14 protein-coding genes are annotated in these 19,469 nt (G+C 35.8%); 6 read left to right on the forward strand and 8 right to left on the reverse strand.

Features of this window, described 5'->3' with window-relative positions; all coding sequences use genetic code 11:
- Positions 1 to 130: 130 nt before the first annotated feature.
- Entirely contained in the window at positions 131 to 1,558 is a 1,428-nt protein-coding gene (gene treB / locus AC5LWZ_RS01475; protein WP_110448809.1) for a PTS trehalose transporter subunit IIBC, read from the forward strand.
- A 78-nt stretch (positions 1,559 to 1,636) separates the two neighbouring features.
- On the forward strand, positions 1,637 to 3,313 hold the full coding sequence (gene treC, locus AC5LWZ_RS01480) for an alpha,alpha-phosphotrehalase (protein ID WP_493463856.1): 1,677 nt from the start codon (positions 1,637 to 1,639) through the stop codon (positions 3,311 to 3,313).
- Positions 3,314 to 3,378: 65 nt separating this feature from the next.
- Here treC and AC5LWZ_RS01485 read toward each other — a convergent pair whose 3' ends face one another.
- The 4 genes from AC5LWZ_RS01485 to AC5LWZ_RS01500 form a co-directional block, all read right to left on the reverse strand.
- Positions 3,379 to 4,440, reverse strand: coding sequence for a nucleotidyltransferase domain-containing protein (locus AC5LWZ_RS01485; RefSeq protein WP_493463857.1), 1,062 nt, complete (start codon positions 4,438 to 4,440; stop codon positions 3,379 to 3,381).
- 15 nt (positions 4,441 to 4,455) lie between these two features.
- Positions 4,456 to 5,211: a nucleotidyltransferase domain-containing protein gene (locus tag AC5LWZ_RS01490; protein WP_493463858.1), complete on the reverse strand. Its 756-nt coding sequence runs from the start codon at positions 5,209 to 5,211 to the stop codon at positions 4,456 to 4,458.
- Between the two features lie 53 nt (positions 5,212 to 5,264).
- Positions 5,265 to 6,845, reverse strand: coding sequence for a hypothetical protein (locus tag AC5LWZ_RS01495; RefSeq protein ID WP_493463859.1), 1,581 nt, complete (start codon positions 6,843 to 6,845; stop codon positions 5,265 to 5,267).
- A gap of 127 nt (positions 6,846 to 6,972) precedes the next feature.
- Positions 6,973 to 8,193 (reverse strand): RtcB family protein, encoded by a 1,221-nt coding sequence (locus tag AC5LWZ_RS01500; protein WP_493463860.1) that lies wholly within the window; start codon positions 8,191 to 8,193, stop codon positions 6,973 to 6,975.
- Positions 8,194 to 8,456: 263 nt separating this feature from the next.
- Here AC5LWZ_RS01500 and rtcR point away from each other — a divergent pair, with 263 nt between their 5' ends.
- Both rtcR and AC5LWZ_RS01510 read left to right on the forward strand, forming a co-directional pair.
- Positions 8,457 to 10,076 carry an RNA repair transcriptional activator RtcR gene (gene rtcR, locus AC5LWZ_RS01505; protein ID WP_294892905.1) on the forward strand — a complete coding sequence of 540 codons (1,620 nt, stop codon included), beginning with the start codon at positions 8,457 to 8,459 and terminating at the stop codon, positions 10,074 to 10,076.
- 150 nt (positions 10,077 to 10,226) lie between these two features.
- Positions 10,227 to 11,624 (forward strand): RtcB family protein, encoded by a 1,398-nt coding sequence (locus tag AC5LWZ_RS01510; protein ID WP_493463861.1) that lies wholly within the window; start codon positions 10,227 to 10,229, stop codon positions 11,622 to 11,624.
- Positions 11,625 to 11,932: 308 nt separating this feature from the next.
- On the opposite strand, the gene AC5LWZ_RS01515 is transcribed toward AC5LWZ_RS01510, so the two are convergent.
- From AC5LWZ_RS01515 to AC5LWZ_RS01530, 4 genes are all read right to left on the reverse strand, one after another.
- Positions 11,933 to 12,655, reverse strand: a complete 723-nt coding sequence (locus tag AC5LWZ_RS01515; protein ID WP_110448801.1) for a hypothetical protein — start codon at positions 12,653 to 12,655, stop codon at positions 11,933 to 11,935.
- Between the two features lie 278 nt (positions 12,656 to 12,933).
- Positions 12,934 to 13,395: an STY0301 family protein gene (locus tag AC5LWZ_RS01520; RefSeq protein WP_493463862.1), complete on the reverse strand. Its 462-nt coding sequence runs from the start codon at positions 13,393 to 13,395 to the stop codon at positions 12,934 to 12,936.
- Positions 13,396 to 13,492: 97 nt separating this feature from the next.
- Positions 13,493 to 14,356, reverse strand: coding sequence for a pyridoxal kinase PdxY (pdxY, locus tag AC5LWZ_RS01525; RefSeq protein ID WP_493463863.1), 864 nt, complete (start codon positions 14,354 to 14,356; stop codon positions 13,493 to 13,495).
- A 14-nt stretch (positions 14,357 to 14,370) separates the two neighbouring features.
- Complete coding sequence (locus AC5LWZ_RS01530) at positions 14,371 to 15,651, reverse strand: MFS transporter (protein ID WP_493463864.1); 1,281 nt, start codon at positions 15,649 to 15,651, stop codon at positions 14,371 to 14,373.
- A 498-nt stretch (positions 15,652 to 16,149) separates the two neighbouring features.
- Between AC5LWZ_RS01530 and AC5LWZ_RS01535 the strand changes: the two genes are divergently transcribed.
- Positions 16,150 to 18,054, forward strand: coding sequence for a beta-glucoside-specific PTS transporter subunit IIABC (locus AC5LWZ_RS01535; RefSeq protein ID WP_493463865.1), 1,905 nt, complete (start codon positions 16,150 to 16,152; stop codon positions 18,052 to 18,054).
- Complete coding sequence (locus tag AC5LWZ_RS01540; RefSeq protein WP_493463866.1) at positions 18,044 to 19,465, forward strand: glycoside hydrolase family 1 protein; 1,422 nt, start codon at positions 18,044 to 18,046, stop codon at positions 19,463 to 19,465. The genes AC5LWZ_RS01535 and AC5LWZ_RS01540 overlap by 11 nt, the downstream gene beginning before the upstream one ends.
- Positions 19,466 to 19,469 lie beyond the last annotated feature (4 nt).

The following is a 19,469-nucleotide window of genomic DNA, read 5'->3' on the forward strand; positions in this document are numbered from 1 at the left end:
ACAAAAAGGGAACGTTCCCATTTATTTAAATAGTAATTCCATTTATGCTTAATCTCTATCAAATTAGGATCGAAATGATTTAACTAAAAACCAAAATATTGGCTTAAATTGAAAATAAGGAGACTTAACAATGGCGAAAGCACCTAAAGTTTCAACCGCATCAATTATGCAACTAATTGAGCTGGTTGGCGGAAAAGAAAATATTGCCAGTGTCACCCATTGTTTAACCAGATTAAGATTTGCGCTTGCTGATCCGAAAATAGCCAATGTTGATGCTATTGAAGAATTACCTTTTGTCAAAGGCTGTTTTAATAATGCTGGGCAATTTCAAATTATTATTGGTACCAATGTCGATAGTTATTACAAATTATTGATTGAACAACTAAATATTGATGAAGCAACCAAAGAACAAACCAAAGCCGCAGCTAAGCAAAATATGTCGTGGTTTGAACGGTTAATTTCAAACTTAGCTGAAATCTTTGTGCCATTGTTGCCAGCCTTAATTGCCGGTGGTTTATTACTTGGCTTGCGTAATGTGATTGGTGAAATGCCAACTATTGACGATAAACCTCTTACCGATACCTATCATTGGTTAGTACCTATTCATAGTTTCTTATGGTTACCTTGTGAAGCGATTTTCCATTTTCTACCGGTGGCTATTTGCTGGTCAACTGTTAAAAAAATGGGGGGATCGCCGGTTTTAGGTATTGTTTTAGGTATAACGTTAGTTTCACCACAACTGATGAATGCTTATAATTTGGGTAAGGTTATCCCTGAAGTATGGGATTTTGGTTGGTTTACCATTGCCAAAGTGGGTTATCAAGCACAAGTTATACCATCAATTTTTGCTGGATTAGCATTAGGATGGATTGAAACACGCCTTCGTAAAATTATTCCTGATTACTTAAATCTAGTGATTGTGCCAATCGTTGCCTTAATGCTATCAGTCGTCTTAGCCCACTTTGTTTTAGGGCCTATTGGACGCATGCTTGGTGATGGGATTGCTTATGTGGTTAAGTATTTAATGACCGGTGATTATGCCTTTATTGGTTCAGCTATTTTTGGCTTCTTCTATGCTCCTTTGGTTATTACAGGTATTCACCACACCACATTAGCCATCGATATGCAGATGACCGAAAGCATGGGTGGTACACCTATTTGGCCAATTATCGCTTTATCCAATATCGCCCAAGCATCAGCGGTGGTTGGTATCATCTTAATAAGTAAAAAACATAATGAACGAGAAGTCTCCATTCCTGCGGCAATATCTGGATATCTTGGTGTGACAGAGCCAGCGATGTACGGTATTAATTTACGCTATAAATTCCCAATGTACTGCGCCATGATTGGTGCCGCTTGTGCGGGATTAATCTGTGGTTTAAATGGCGTATTATCCAACGGTATCGGCGTGGGGGGATTACCAGGTATTTTATCGATAAAGCCTGTTTACTGGTTGATTTATGCATTGGCGATGTTAGTGGCGATTGTCGTTCCGATCTTATTAACGATAGTGGTTTATAAGATAAAACAGAAAAAAGGCACGCTCAATGTCCAATAAAAAATAGCGCGGGTGATTCACCCAACTTTACAGAAGAGTGAATATTACAATTTACTGATTAAAAATAAAGAGCAAGTGATGAATAAAATTGATATTCCGTGGTGGCAAAACGGCACCATTTACCAAATCTACCCAAAAAGTTTTCAAGCCAGCCAAGATAGTGCCACAGGCGATTTATTAGGCATCATTAGCCGATTAGATTATCTAAAAAAACTCGGCATTAGCGCAATTTGGTTAACGCCGATTTACCCATCACCGCAAATAGATAACGGCTACGATGTTGCCGATTATTACGATATCGATCCGGCTTATGGTTCAATAGCGGATTTTGAATTATTAGTCAAACAGGCGCATGAACGTGGCATCCGCATTATGATGGATATGGTGTTTAACCATACCTCAACCGAGCATCCATGGTTTAAATCAGCCTTAGATAAATCTAGCCCTTATCGCTCATTTTATATCTGGAAAGATGCTAAGGCTGACGGTAGCGAGCCCAATAATTGGCGCTCCAAGTTTGGTGGTAAAGCATGGCAATGGCATGAACAATCTGGGCAATATTACTTACACCTATTTGCTAAAGAGCAAGCAGATCTTAATTGGGAAAATCCACAAGTTCGCAACGAAATTAAGAAAGTATGCCAATTTTGGGCAGATAAAGGCGTTGATGCATTAAGACTAGATGTGATTAATTTAGTCTCCAAACAACAGGATTTTGTTGATGACAACAATGGTGATGGTCGACGTTTCTATACCGATGGCCCCAAAATCCACGAGTTTTTACAAGAGATGAGTCGCGATGCTTTCCAACCTAATGATCTCAAAACCGTTGGCGAAATGTCTTCGACCTCATTAGCCAACTGTTTGCAATATGCCTCGTTAGACGGAAAAGAGCTCACTATGACTTTTAACTTTCATCATTTAAAAGTTGATTATCCAAATGGCTATAAATGGGCATTAGCTAAACCAGATTTGCTTGAGTTAAAGAATATTATTGGTGATTGGCAAACTGGGATGCATGCTAAAGCATGGAATGCCATTTTTTGGTGTAATCATGACCAACCGCGCATTGTGTCACGCTTAGGTAATGAAAACCAATATCACCGTGAATCAGCGAAAATGCTTGCTATGTTACTATATGGATTACAAGGTACGCCATATCTCTATCAAGGTGAAGAGATCGGCATGACCAATCCGCATTTTAATAGTATTAACCAATATCGTGATGTCGAAAGTTTAAATATCTACCAAGAAAAAATAGCTGAAGGGATGAATGAAGCGGAAATTTTAGCAATTTTAGCGAGTAAATCACGTGATAACAGTCGCACACCTATGCAATGGGATGATAGCTTAAATGCTGGTTTCACAACGGGAAAACCATGGATTGAGGTAGCAAATAATTATCGACAAATTAATGTCAAAGCCGCATTGGCTGATCAGAATTCGATCTTTTACTGCTATCAAACATTAATTAAATTACGCAAAGAGTACCCAATCTTTATTTTTGGTGATTATCAAGATTTAACCACCAATGTTGCTGATTATTGGTGTTACTTGCGCCGCTACAATAATCAACAACTATTAGTGATAACCAATCTAACTGAACAACCTGTTAACTGGCAGTTACCAAAAACCTTACAAGGTACTAATTGGCAAAGATTATTGAGTAATTATCAGCAAGCAACAGCATTCGACTCGGAAATCCAATTAAGACCATACGAAGCATTATATTTATTGGCTGGTGATGATAAATAATAAGCTTTAGTAAAATTGAATGTAAAAAAGCGCCGTTATTAAAATAAGCGCTTTTTTATTAAACATTATGATTGATATAAGTGATTACGCATAGTTAGTAAAACCGCTAATGCTTTTTGGCGATTAGGTTGGTCAGGTAATCGCGATGACAATGATGCGGTTTCAATTTTTGCTAATAATGACTCAGCAAGTTGCATAATCCCATCATAGCATAATTTACCTTGCTTAATGGCTAACAGTTGGTCGCGATTAGGTCGTTTATTGGTAATGGTTCCTTTTGTCATGATTTCGTAGGCAACTTGCAATAACCGAATGGTATGCATCATGTTTTTAGCATCAAAGTCATTACCATTTTCAATATTATTTTTATAACGTTGTTGATTACGATTGGCGACCCATTGCCAATACGCTTTATAGTCACGGCAATGCGATGAGAAGCCATCACGATTAAAACTCAAATAAGCCATTACAGGGGTATCGATTTTCACCGAAGATAAACAGAGTTCCGTTGAATCTTCATGCTGAATAATGCCATGATAACCACAACTGCCTGACGCATCATAGAAAAGGGCATATAAATCCTTACCATGAGGTATATTAACTAAACCACAACACTGTTGCTGTAAACCATTTTGTGTTAACCAGTTGGTCATTGGATAAGTATGTTGCCCTTGAATAATATAACAAAAATCCAGTACTGTTTTTCGTTTAACTTCTACTGGGTTATTGATTTTTTTATTCAACCCTTTAGCTTTTTTTATTTGCGATATTGCATAGTGAGCAAATGTTTGTTCGGTTTGTTTAGATAAAAAAAGATCAAGGGTCAACTGCTGCATAATCGGATGTTGATATAAAATACATTCCGAGCTGGAAGCTAACACTTCTAAAATATTAGGGTTATTTTTAAGCAGTAATTCAACAAACCGGCCTAATTCATAATAGACAATATCATTCGAGGCATTACTAATTTGCGGAATATATTCAAGTCCATAAAATTTTTCTTTCGGTAGGTAAAATACCCCTTTGATATCAGTATCGGATGTTTCAGTGGCTAATCCAAAAGCACGGCTACCACTGATAACCTCAAATAAGATTAAATTTTGCCTTTTTAAATCATCAATTGTCATTTGATATTCTTTTCCCTATTGCAAATCCATCAATGTTTTTATGAAAAATTGATCTAATTTAGCTGGTTTAAAATGTCGCTCTGTTATTGGTGCAACCTGTTGCAAAATATCATTCATCGATTGTTCAATAAATAGTAATATTTCAGGATCGATAGCGATAAGTTGTGATTCAGCCATGGTTGCTTTTTGCTCAATAACCTTATTGATTTTGTTACGTAAATTTTCGGGCAATAGCGTCAATAATGGTGCTATTGCCATCGGCGCGATTTGCTGTTTTTCTAAACACCATTTAGCACATAATAGTGGTCTTAACACATAAAATAACTTTTTGACACCAATTTGTTGCCCTTCACTACTTTGCCAAGCACTTTTCGCTATACCTAAATAGTGAAAAATATTACCGCGGGCATTAAAAAATTCTGCGCATAATTGCCATAATGGCGCAGCAATTGCAGCATTTTGCTGATAAATAATTGGTGACTGCAACCACTCAAATGGCGTAGTATTGGATTTGCGAATTAACTGTAACGTTTTTTTCAAATCCCACCCATGTAAATCCAACTCATCGTCGATTGGAAAAGTCAGATGAGAAGCAGGATTATCAATTGATAAATATTTATCAAGTGGATGAATATAAATAAAACGAACATCATAATCACTATTTGGTGAGGGAAATCCCCATGCTCGGCTACCAGATTCACAGGCAAAAATGATATTGATGTTATATTGTTGTTCTAATTCAATAAGTTTTTCTTGTATACGGTTTTGCATTTTCAATAACATCCTTATTAATTTTTATAATAACCATCAATTGAATAAAATTTTTAATCATTCATTTCAGCTATTAATGCGGCTAAATCTTCTTTAATCTCGTCATCAGGTTCGATGATTGCCAATTCTTGTATTGCTATTTTGATATTGTCTGACCATAATGACCGCTCCCAAGCTTTTATAGCATTTAATGCCATAGTTCGATGTCGTATTAGCGGGCTTTTTAAAGCGATTAATAATAAATTTTCACCAACCTCAGGAAAACGATTAAGTTCTTGTAATATCATTAATAATATATAATGTGCATCATCTTCGCCAAAGCCATCATCCAATGTTGGTCCAGTTGCGAGTTTAGCAAAATCATATTGTTGATTAGCTAATTGAATAACTTGTTGGATTCTTGATATTGAATCACTTTGCATCAAATCATTCCACTGATCACCATTATATTTTTTCTGATATTCAAATCGTGCTGGCCATGCATCAAAACCATATTGAGAATAAAGTTCTGCTGCTAGCGAAAATTGATTCTCATTGTTAGCCGTTAGGCTTTCTTCAATCAACTCTAACCATTTATCTTGTTGAATAAATTGATTAGCTTTTTCGATTATTTCATCTTTTATTTGTTCTTGCCAGTTAGGCGTATTTTCATCTACCTCTTCAGCAACAAAATTATGTATTAATTTGACCGTTCGTAATATATTCAGATCGACTAAGTTTGGTTGTTTAAGTAGATGAGTTAAATAACTGGCACAAATTTGAGCACCAACATCATAACAATATATATCCTCAGCAGGCCCACCGTTAATTAAAGCTTCTAGAATTTCACCGATTGAGCTAATTAATTCATTATCAATACTCTCTTGCTCTAACACCTTATCTAATTCACCGGCTACTGCGCAGGTATAAGCAAGATATTCATTCATAATGCTATTTTGATAACCAGCTCTTAACAACCAATCTTTGCTTGCTGATGATAATGGATAGTTGGTTAACCGTTCGACGATTTGAATACGTCCCCAACCATCAACTTTTTGGGCTAGTTTCATTAAGGTATTTCCAATATCATTTTCAGATGATAATGTATTTTCTAATGCAATAGCAGAATATAAGCTAAACTCATTATGCATACCGAATAACATAAATAATTCGGTTTGTTCGGTGGTAAAACAGCCCAATATAGCAATACTAAATTTAATGATTTCACGATCAGGACTATTAATGGCTAACCAATAGACAAACTCATATAATTTATCAAAATCAACATCAATGTTCGGTATTGCTTCAGCTAAATCATCAATAAAGCTTAATGTCCGTTCAGTGGTGACTAAATTATACAGTTGCTCGATATTTGATTGATTAGGTTGTAGTGTTATTTGTTGAAGCAACATTAGCATGTTTTCTGCACAATTTTGTTCTGTCGATGCGCCGTGATGATTGATAACACCATCCATTGCTCCATCTGCCCATTTGAATTCGTTATTATCCAAAGATTCATCAGGAAGCGTTTGCGCTATCTCTGGTAATTTATCAGCATTTTGATAAGGGAGTAAAAACTGATAAATACTGATTCTATTGTTATCCCATACTATTGGGAATGGTTGCTCTGTTGTTGTGTTTAAATTCGTTGTCATTGTTTATCCTTAAAATATCTTATCGTTATCGTGAATGATTAATTGTTTATATCAAAATGTTATAAATAATTATTAGTTATCATATTATTACCGTCATGATCATCGAGAAAGTTATCCTCGATATTATTTATCCTTTCACACAGACCACTTGTCGTAGTTGATGAACAATCTCAACTAATTCATTTTGTGCCGTCATTACAGCATCAATATCTTTATATGCCATTGGAATTTCATCAATAACATTGGCATCTTTACGACATTCAACATGTGCAGTTGCTTTAATATGATCTGCGATGGTAAATTTCTTTTTCGCTTCTGTGCGACTCATAACCCGTCCAGCACCATGAGAACAAGAGCAAAAGCTTTCTTCATTTCCCAGTCCGCGAACAATGTAGCTTTTCGCTCCCATTGATCCTGGAATAATCCCTAATTCCCCTTTACGGGCAGAAACTGCTCCTTTACGTGTAACAAAGATCTCTTCACCAAAATGATGCTCTTTTTGCACATAATTATGGTGACAGTTAATTGCCGACATATGTGTTGTAAATGGTTTAGTAATGATTTTACGCATAGCTAAAATCACATTGGTCATCATTGCTTCACGGTTAAGTCGAGCAAACTCTTGTGCCCAATGAACGGCATCGACATAATCCTGAAAATGTTCAGTACCTTCTTCTAAGTAAGCTAAATCTCTATCTGGTAGATTTTTTATATGGACTTCCATATCTTTTCTCGCCATCTCAATAAAAAAGCGACCAATGGCATTACCGACACCACGTGATCCACTATGTAACATGATCCAAACTCGGTCGGCTTCATCTAAACAGATTTCGATAAAATGGTTACCTGTACCAAGTGTTCCTAGATGTCGATAGTTATTGGTATTTTCCAAATGAGGATACTTGTCAATTAACTTCTGAAAACCTGGTAATAATTGTTGCCAATATTGGTCGATCAAAGTCGGTGGATTATGCCAACTACCATTATCTTGTTTATGATTTTTGGGCGAGATACCATGTGGTACCGCTTTTTCTATTTCGGTTCTTAATGGTAATAAATTATCTGGTAAATCTGTTGCCATTAATGATGTTTGTACAGCTATCATCCCGCAACCAATATCCACACCGACGGCAGCAGGAATAATGGCGCCCATTGTTGGGATTACGCTACCAATAGTCGAACCTTTACCAACATGAACATCAGGCATTACAGCAATATGCTTAAAAATAAAAGGAAGTTGTGCTGTTTTGCTTAATTGGTCTTTAGCTCCTTGATCAACTGGTACTCCTTCTGTCCACATCTTAATCGGTTTGGCATTTTCGGTTTGCAATAAATGATATTGAGTCATTTTTAATTCCTTTTCTCTTTTTCATTTCATTTAACAAGTTATCACTTGTTGATAAGTTTAGTTTTATAAAAATATTTTTTATATCTTCATATTAATTGTTGCGAAAAGCGTGCCAATTAATAAAAAAAGCTAAAAATATTTTTTAATTACATGTTTTTAAATGAAATAAATTTTTTTCGTCATTATTGATTAAAATTTACATGGTTTTTTTTAATGGTATTTTTTATAATTTTAGATATTAATTTATAAAAATAGATAAGTTTATGAAAAAGAATGTGGTGTTTGGTTTTCTCGGAAATGTCCTTGACCAACGAGGCAAAGGTAAACGACGATGGAAGCATTGGCGACCAACCATTGCTTTATGTCATCATGCCGATAAGCCTATTTCTCGTTTAGAATTACTTTATTATCAAAATGATTATCATCTTCTTTGTGAAATCATTAATGATATTAAACTGTTATCACCACAGACTGAAGTTAGACCAATAGTCATAGACCTAGCAGATCCATGGGATTTTGAGCAAGTTTATACTTGCTTATTTGATATTGCCGAAAAATATACCTTTGAGCCTGATAAAGAAGAATATTATGTTCACATTACTACTGGGACACACGTTGCACAGATTTGCTGGTTTTTATTGACTGAATCACGTTACTTTCCGGCCAAATTGCTCCAAATGTCACCGCCACAACCAAAAGATATTAGCGCTAGCAATAATGAGTTAAATGACGATGACATACTAGCAATGACTCCTCGTGGCACAATGAATCAGATTGATTTGAATCTACATCGATATGATAAGATCCTGACTCGTTTCCAACACTATGCATCTCAGGCCACCGATCTTTTAAAATCGGGTATTGCAACCCGTAATCAGCGATTTAATCAGCTAATAGCCGAAATAGAACAAGTTGCTAGTCGATCACATGCGCCGATTTTATTGTCTGGGCCAACTGGTGCGGGTAAATCATTTTTAGCTAAACAGATTTATTTACTCAAACACAATAATCATCAAATTCAAGGGCAATTTGTTGAGATCAACTGTGCAACATTACGCGGTGATGGCGCAATGTCAACCTTGTTTGGTCACGTTAAAGGTGCGTTTACTGGTGCCAATATTGCCCGCACCGGATTACTTAAAAGTGCCGATGGCGGCTTATTGTTTTTAGATGAAATTGGTGAATTAGGTCTTGATGAACAAGCAATGCTATTGAAAGCGATAGAGGAAAAACAATTTTATCCGTATGGCAGTGACAAACCGATTCAAAGCAATTTTCAATTAATTGCTGGTACCAATAAAGATCTCAAACAGGCTATAGCACAAGGTGAGTTTCGTGAAGATCTTTTTGCAAGAATTAATCTTTGGAGTTATCAATTACCAGGATTGGCGGAAAGAAAGGAAGATATTGAACCCAATATAGATTTTGAGCTAGCCCGTTATGCCAAAGAATATGGCATTCTGCCACGATTCAATCAACAATCCCGTAATGCCTATCTGAAATTTGCCACTTCTCCTCAAGTAAAATGGCAAGGCAATTTTCGTGAACTCAATAGTTCGATTACCCGTATGGCGACATTAGCACCACAAGCCAATATTACATTACAACAAGTTGAGCAAGAAATCGGTCGTTTACAGCAAAATTGGCAGCAAACAACCAAAAGCTTTAACGATTTAATTCCAACTGAAATTGATGAATTTGATCGTTGCCAGTTAGAAAAAGTATTAGAAATATGCCAAAACAGTGCCTCCTTGTCTGAAGCAGGCCGAGCACTATTTGCTGTTTCAAGAAGCAAAAAACAGCGCAGTAACGATGCTGATCGCCTAAAAAAATACTTAGCTAAATTTGGCCTGAGTTGGGAAATAATACACAGTAATAATTGATGATCTAATAAAAAAATGATTTATCAGTTTACTTTTTAATAAACTTTAGTCTAGAATACGGCCGCTTTCCTGAATAGTGCTGCTGCAGGAAACAGTAATTATCTTCTCAAATTGAGAGGACGGTATTTTATTGTTTTCTAGGTGGCTATTATGTCTACATTTACCCGTTTACAAAAACGTTTATCCCGAAGTGGGATTGAAACTCATTTTAATAATGATATTTACACATTTAATAAACAAGATATTACGGCACAAGTATTATTACCTAATCCGTTACCTTTAGAAGAAAAAGCGGTTGAGCAATTACTCGATTTTGCATCGGTAACAATGCCTAATAGTGATGGCAAAGTTTGCGCTGCAAGGGCTACGCCAGACTTTCATCCTGGTGCGATTGCACCAGTTGGAAGTATTATTGCCACGACTCCTGATTTAATTATTCCTGCGGCGATAGGCACGGATATTAATTGTGGGATGCGCCTGTTTACTACAGGCTTAAGTCTTAATGAGGTGGATGAACAAAAATCAAGTCTCATTGAACAATTGAAACAAGTGTTATTGCACGATGAGCGCGATGTGCCAGTTACCCCCACTTCTTTTCAGGCTCTTTTTGATGAAGGTCTTGCAGCTTGGTTAGGAGCTTTACCGCAACAAGGTTTATGGAATAGTGTCGATTTTGAGCGGCTCTCACATGAAATTAGTAAAATTTCTGGCAATAATTTACTTTCGGCAGATAGTCAGTATGCTCCCGAAGCCTTTTTTGAAAAACGAGCGATTATTCGTCCTGCAAGTCTAGGCACAGTAGGCTCAGGTAACCATTTTGTTGAATTACAAATTGTTGATGAAATTATTGATCGCCATGTTGCTTATCAATTAGGTTTAAAGAAAGATGCTATTGTGGTGATGATTCATACTGGATCACGTGATGTCGGTTTTTATATTGGCAAGCGTTGGCAAGATAAAGCCAAAGCATTATGGCCGGTCGATCAAAAATACCCTAAATCAGGTTTATTTGCTTTGACAGACAATCATGCTCAAGAGTATTTGCAAGCGATGGGCGTTGCTGCTCGTTATGCTTGGATAAATCGCATTGTGATCACTGAGCTAGTGCGTAAAACGTTTAGTACACTCTTTAAGCAGGATGCGAGTCAACTATTGGTTGATATCTCACACAATGTCATTTTTCCTGAAAATGGCATGAATATTCATCGCAAAGGTGCAACACCTGCACATTTAGGTGAAATAGCATTGATACCAGGCTCTATGGGCGATTATTCTTATGTTGCAATAGGAAAAGGTCATCCTGATTGGTTATGGTCTTGTTCGCATGGCGCTGGACGAGCTGAAAAAAGGCAAACGATGCGTAGTAAAAAATTGGCCTCTGATAACGCCTTATTGCCATGGCAATGCGTTACTTTAAAACAAGTGCGACTATTTGAGGAAGCGCCTGCTGCATATAAACCGATTACGCCAGTCATTCAAGCACAAGAGAATGCCGGTTTAATCGAAACCGCTGTCAGACTTAAACCTTGGATAACCTTTAAAGTATGATGTAAAAAGATGTCAGTTTCTCCAAAAACTGGCATCTATATAGCGAGTTAATAAAGATAATGACTAATGTCATTATCTTTATTATATTAGTTTTATTATTTCTGATTTGATTTGTTATTTTAATCAATCATTAATACCCCGCAGCTAAACCATCACCACAAGGATCGGTTGCACCCATTAATCTATGATTATCGGCAGCAATTAAAATAGCTCAACATAACCTTACTGTATTTTATCGCATCTATTTTCTTATTAAGAAAAATTAAGACGGTATAGACTCCTCAATATTTTTTACAAATATAATAATATTATTTTGCTTTAATATGTGGACTATTGGCATTAATATCTAACCAAGTTTGACGATAACGCTGGCGTCGCTTTGTTCGGCAATAGTTAACTAAAAGTGTAAATCCTTGTTCTTCCATCAATGTAAAAAAATAGCGCTGCCATTTAGCTGCGGTATTGGCATTAATGCCTAATTGTTGCTGAATGGTTTTATATGTTTCACCTTGCAGCGATAAATCAATAAACGGCAACCATCGTTCATGGTGAGATAACTTATTAAGTTGATATTTTTTCAGTGGGTTAAAGGTTCTCCGACAGGTTTTACAACGAAAATTAAGCCGATGGCCAATGCGAATAGTATTCAAAGAGTGGCAATAATCGCAAGGCATGACAGACGTCTTAAGTAGCCTAGTAAGCCACGATTTAAAAGCCTTAGCTTGCTGAAAAACTTCTGTTGGTTTTGCTTGAGCAAGGTTAAGAATCGCTTGATAAAGTTCTGGTTCATATTGTGCTAACAATTGACGGATAACATTATCCCACCGCCGTGCTGCTCGCGCTGAAAGGTTAAACTTATCTGCAATAAAGCTATGTGGTTGATTGCTTAACGTCATTGGCGCAATATTTATGAACAATGAAGCTGGTTTAAAACGTCGACATAAAGGCGTTGTCGCCACCAAATCCGGCAACGCCAGCAAAAAACGCTCAGCGGCAAGATGTTGCTCAATTGGTAATAGAGAATGATACATGATCGTTGACCTTTTGATGGCATAGACTCCTTAATTATTTTTACAAATAATGAATACAGGAAAATGCATAATTTTTTCATTGTTTAAAACTACTAATATCTTATTTTCTTGTTACAAATCTTGATATGTTTCTTATTAGTTCAATTAATGACATCTAAGCATAGATTAAAATATGCTAAATTTGATAACGCGATAAGACAATTATCAAATTGATTAAGTATAACAAACGCTATATTGAAGATACGTAAATTCAAAGGTTTAATATTAAACAGTGAAACTTATTCCACTTCTTGTAATTTGTTGGTACTACAGATAAGTTTGGCTGTTGTGTGTTGATTTTCATCATTTGCATAAATCGCCCAGCAACTTTTCATCGATGGATCGATTTTTTTTGCCAATTGGACTTCCTCACCATTATAGCTACATTTAACGTAGTTTCCATTTTCATCATAGGCTGAATTGATTTGCCATGTGAGGTCATGTTTTTTGCCATCAATAATGCCAATTTCAGGTTTTAATTCAAATAATTTAACTGGTTCATCGGAATAAACACCAAGACTAGTGAGTAGTAGGCTACGATTTTTGTTGATTGAAACTTGCCAACCCTCAGGAGTTGCTTCAAGTTCGGGATGATCGGATTTAATATTGATTCGGGTTGGGCAATCAATTTCGTAAGCAGTAGCAACCCCAATAGTTGCCAACCACGCTGTTGCAATCAAACTAATTCGGTAACCTTTCATCTCATCCATCCTGTTTACATGACATATTAATCTATTATTAGTGTTGTTAATTAATTATGCCAATAATCTAAATCAAATTATTTTTAAAATGCTGTTTTTATAATAATGGTGTTGCTCGATACTGTAAATCAGGTTTTTTTAGCCAGTTTTGTGAATCAATAATCGCTAGTTCTCTAACCTCTTTTTGTTTGGTAACAGCTAATACATGATTCGCTGCATTGGCCGCTAGTTCAAACGCATTTAATTGTGATTTGCCATTGATTAAGTGAGCAGTGAACAAACTACAGATTAAATCGCCAACGCCCAATGGACGATAAGGAAAATCATATAATGGACGGGCAAGGTGATAACTTTGCGATGGTGTGGCTAATATCATTTCAAACAATTCTGTGGTTTTGCCGGCATGGACTAAATTCTTAACTAAAATTGCTTGGATAGGTTGATGTTGCAGTTTTTTGATTGCCGTTTGTACATCGCTAAAGGTTTTAATTTCGATATTCGATAATATCTGTAATTCTAATAGATTCGGCGTAATATAGTCTGCATGTTTAATCGCTTGGTTAGTGAAAAAATCAATAATATTTTGCGGCAGCGAACTCCCTTTATTAATATCTCCGCCCATAACCGGATCGCACACATAAATGGCGTTAGGGTTATAATATTTTATCTTTTTTACTGCTTCGATAATTTCTTCACCTTGTTCGGCAAGGCCGATGTAACCTGATATAACGGCATCAATTGATTTTAAAACGCCAATTTTTTCGAGACTATTTACGATCCGTGTAATTTGCTGAGCCCCCAGCACAATACCATCATAATCGGGATAAACCGTATTACTCGATAGTTGTACTGTGTGGATCGGCATGACTTCAACGCCTTGTAATTGCATGGCTAATGTGGCAACTTTGTTGCCTGCATAGCCATAAACAACATTAGATTGAATTGATAAAACGGTTTTCATAAGTCGTTGCCTTTTTATTCATCATAATAGTGATAATGGCTTAAAAGATAGATGCTGATAATAGATAGCATTGCTAATCCACAATAAAATAGCGCTAATGGTAACCAATAAGTTTGGTAGGTAAAGATAATATAACCCCCGATCAATGGAATAAGGCTACCAAAAATAGCTGCGCAACCTTGATAGCTCATGGATAAGCTGGTGTAGCGAATTCTAGCAGGAAAAATTCGGCTTAAATATCCCGCTATTACTCCATAGAAACCACTGTAACAAAGTACATTTAATGAAATACCAATAATAAAGCTAGTTTTTGTTCCTGCTTGAATAATTGGGAATAACAAAAACACGGATGCCATCGCTAATATTGCTGAAATAATTAAAAAGCGTGTTGCTGAAAACTTTTCTGAAAAATAAGAGATAAATGGTTGCGCAATAAAGTGTACCATTGCAATCCAAAATAGTGCATCAACGATGATGTTCTTCTCAACACCTAGAGCCATTGTTGTATAACCAATCATTAGTGTATTAGAAAAAATACCACTAAATGACAGTACATTGGCGCATATGGCTAATACCAGTATTGGCGTTGCCCGTTTAAACACCTCAATAATTGGCACCGACTCTTTTTGTTTCAAGCTCGCTTGCTTTTTAGCTGATTCGATAAATACGGGTGACTCGGTTAAGGTAATTCTGGCAATAATACCAACAATTAATAAAACAAAACTGACTAAAAATGGGATACGCCAATAACCGCTATCTATAAGTTTATCGGAAGGCAAACTAATGATATAAGAAAAGACCAATAATGCGAGAATATTACCAGCCGGACTCCCCCACTGAGCAAACGATGAGAAAAAGTTTTTTAAGCCTTTGGGTGCATGTTCATTAGCCATTAATACTGCACCACCCCATTCACCACCGACTGCAATACCTTGTAAAATACGTAATCCAACTAACAGTATCGGTGCAATGATTCCTGCTTGTTGATAAGAGGGTAACAAACCAACACACGTTGTAGCAATCCCCATTAATAGCAAGGTGATAATTAGTGATTTTTTCCGCCCTAATCGATCGCCAATATGACCAAAAATTATTGCGCCTAATGGTCGAGATAAAAAACCAACTGCAAATGAGGCAAATGCCCCTAAAACTTGCACAAATTGATTATCTGAAGGAAAGAAAAGCTGACCAAAAATTAAGACTGATGCTAACGCATAGATATAAAAATCATACCATTCAATGGTAGTACCAATAAAAGCAGCAAAAGCAACTTTTTTAGCAGATGAATTGGGCATAGTTAGACCTTGCTAAGTCAATGACTAATGTAAATTTGTAAAGACAGAGAAACTAACACAAAACCATTAATATCACAATTTGTTATCTGATAAGATAAGAAAAATTATGTAAAAAGATGATTGTTCTAATTTGAATCATAATATTGTTATTTAGAGATAATTAGTGATTATTCACAGTGGATTATTTGGGTTATTTTATTAAATAAAGAGCTTAATTGATTGCACAAAGCTGAAATTGAAGGCGCCTTAAAAATTAGCAAAAATATTAAAGTTCGCGGTTAATTAACGCATAGCAATGTAATTATCTAAGTTGTATAAAATAAGATATAGATCACATTTCTTGAATTTTAATTTGAAATAAATATTAGTTATATATACTATCGGATCCATTAAGGCATGTTACTGATTTAATTCAGGCAGGACCAAAACAAAAACTTATCTAGAAGGTGAGTTTTTGTTTTGGTCTTTTTTTTTGGATCTTTTAGAGTGAGTGTATATATGGATTATCAACAGTTAGGAATACAAATTTTGCGGTTAGTTGGGGGAAAAGATAATGTTAATTCCTTGACTCATTGTGCAACTCGTTTACGGTTTGATCTTTTTGATAAAAATATCGTTGATTGTGATGCAATCATGAAATTGACTGGTGTTATTAGTATTGTAGATAGTGGAGGGCAGTTCCAAGTAGTGATTGGTAACGAAGTCCAACAAGTGTATCAAGCTATTAGTCAAAATTTATCTAACCAAGAACATGGCAAGGTAAGAAGCAAAAAGAAAGAAGGAATACTTTCATATATTATTGGCATTATATCCACTTCATTTACGCCTGTAATTCCTGCATTAACTGGTGCGGGGATGATTAAAGCGTTATTAGCTATATGTAAGTTAATGGGGGTGTTATCGCCAGATAGCCATACCTATTATTTGTTGGACATGTTGGCTGATGCGGCATTTTTCTTTATGCCTATTTTGTTAGCGTATGGTGCTGCAAGTAAATTTTCGTGTAATCCTATTTTAGCTATGACTATTGCAGGTGCAATGTTACACCCCAATTTAGGAAAATTAATGGTGTTGGGTCAAGATGTTTCTTTTATTGGTATCCCGGTTAAATTAGCCGATTATTCAGGTTCTGTATTACCTATTATTATTACCGTATGGGCAATGTCTTATATTGAGCGCTTTGCTGAAAAAGTGACTCCATCAATGATAAAATTTTTTATCAAACCAATGCTTATTTTATTGATAGCAGGGCCATTAGCATTAGTCATTATTGGTCCATTTGGCATCTTACTAAATGATTTAGTTGCACAAGGGGCGGGTTATATAAATAGTAAAGCTAGTTGGTTAATTCCAATGTTAATGGGCGGATTACAGCCATTTTTAATTATCACTGGTACAGCTTGGGCAATGACTCCAATTGCAACAGGACAGTTAAGTCGTAATGGTTCTGAAATGATTAATGGCCCTGGTATGCTAGCCTCAAATATAGCACAAGGTGCAGCTACATTATGTGTAGCAATCAAAACTAAAAATAAAAATCTAAAACAACTTGGGTATTCTGCTGGTTTCACCGCATTATTAGGTATTACCGAACCATCATTGTATGGCGTGACCTTAAAGCTAAAACGCCCATTAATTGCTTCAATGATAGGTGGTGGAGTTGCTGGCGTTTATGCAGGGGTATCTGGATTATTACGTTATGCTTTTGTATCGCCAGGATTAGCTGGTTTACCGGCATTTATAGGTGATAATCCGATGAATATTGTTCATGCTCTGGTGACATGTTGTATTGCGATAGTTGTAACATTTGTATTGACATGGTTTATGGGATTTGATGATCCAATTGATGAGGATGATTTGATTAAAGCTATTGATACAGATTCAACATTATCATCAACAAATAACTCTGTTGCTGCTGATTTGAGTAATGTTATCTTAAGTAGTCCTTTAACAGGAAAAGTAATACCTCTATCAGAAGTAAAAGATGATGTTTTTTCAAAAAATTTGATAGGTGATGGTATAGCCATTGAGCCTAATCAAGGTAAAGTTGTTGCACCAATTAGCGGTAAGGTTGTCAGTTTACTTGAATCAAAACATGCGATCGGTATAAAAAGTGATCAGGGTATTGAAATTTTGATCCATATAGGACTGGATACCGTTAAATTAGGTGGCCAATTTTTTACAGCTAAAGTTGAACAAGGTCAGCGGGTTAATGTTGGTGATGAGTTAATTGAATTTGATTTAGCGGCTATCAATCAAGCTGGTTATATGACAACTACCCCAATAATTATTTTATATTCAGATGAGTATTTTGTTGAAAATATTAAGAAAAATATGGTCACAATCGGTGAGGATCTGATATTAGTTAAAAAAGCAAATCAAGGTGATAATCATGCTCTATAAAACATTAAAACCGTTTCCTCAAAATTTTTTATGGGGAGGATCAACATCGGCTTATCAGTTTGAAGGGGCATGGGATGAAGATGGAAAATCTCCGTCAATTGTCGATATGTATTGCCATCCTGAAGATGTAGCCGATTTTAAAGTAGCAAGTGATCACTATCATCATTATAAAGAAGATGTACGACTTTTTGCCGAATTAGGCTTAAAAGCCTATCGTTTTTCTATTGCTTGGACGCGTATTATTCCAGATGGTATTGGTGACGTTAATCAACAAGGATTAGATTTTTATCATAACTTAATTGATGAACTTAAACGTTATGATATTGAACCAATAGTAACTCTATATCATTTTGATTTACCCTATAAATTGGACAAACAAGGTGGATGGAGTGAACGATCAACCATTGATGCTTTTGTCCGATATACTGAAGTTCTATTCCAAAATTTTGGTAAAAAAGTTAAATATTGGTTAACAATTAATGAACAAAACACCATGATTCTTCATCCTGGTGCAATTGGTGTTCCTGAAAATGGTAAATTACCAGATAAGAAAACACTTTATCAACAAAATCACCATATGTTTATCGCTCAGGCTAAAGCTATGCAGCTATGCCACACTCTTTGTCCCAATGCTAAAATTGGGCCAGCATTAAATATTACTTCAATGTATGCTGAAACTTGCCGACCTGAAGATGCTATTGCTGCTCATAATTGGGAAACTATTCGATGTTGGAGTTTCCTCGATACCGCTATTTTGGGGCGCTATAATGCGTTATTTTTAAGTTATTTACAGGATAGAGGGCTTTGCCCAACAATTTTGGCAGAGGATCTCGTTGTATTAAAAAATGCTCAACCTGATTTTATTGCCATGAATTATTATTCAACAGCAACAATTGCCGCCAGTAAAGGAAATGCTTCCGATATATCAGCCAGAGCTGGCGATCAACAAATCATGCTGGGTGAACAGGGCGTTTATCGAGCGGCGGAAAATCCTTTTGTCGATAAAACGGCTTATGGATGGATAATTGATCCTATTGGTTTAAGATTAACTTTAAGAAAAGTTTATGAACGTTACAATTTACCAATTCTAATCACTGAAAATGGCATTGGTGCTCCAGATAAACTTAATGCAGATAATACTGTTAATGATGATTATCGCATCAACTTTATTAGCCAACATATAACCCAAATGCAATTGGCTATCACCGATGGTGTTGAACTTATTGGTTACTGCCCATGGTCTGTTATTGATGTGGTAAGTACTCATCAAGGTTATGGTAAGCGTTATGGTTTTATCTATGTTAATCGAGGCGAATTTGATTTAAAAGATATGAAACGTATCAAGAAAAAGAGTTATTTTTGGTATCAGAAATTAATTAAGGCTAATGGGCAGTTGGATAAATTGACGTAACCGT

The organism is Gilliamella sp. LMG 34362 (assembly GCF_984569125.1).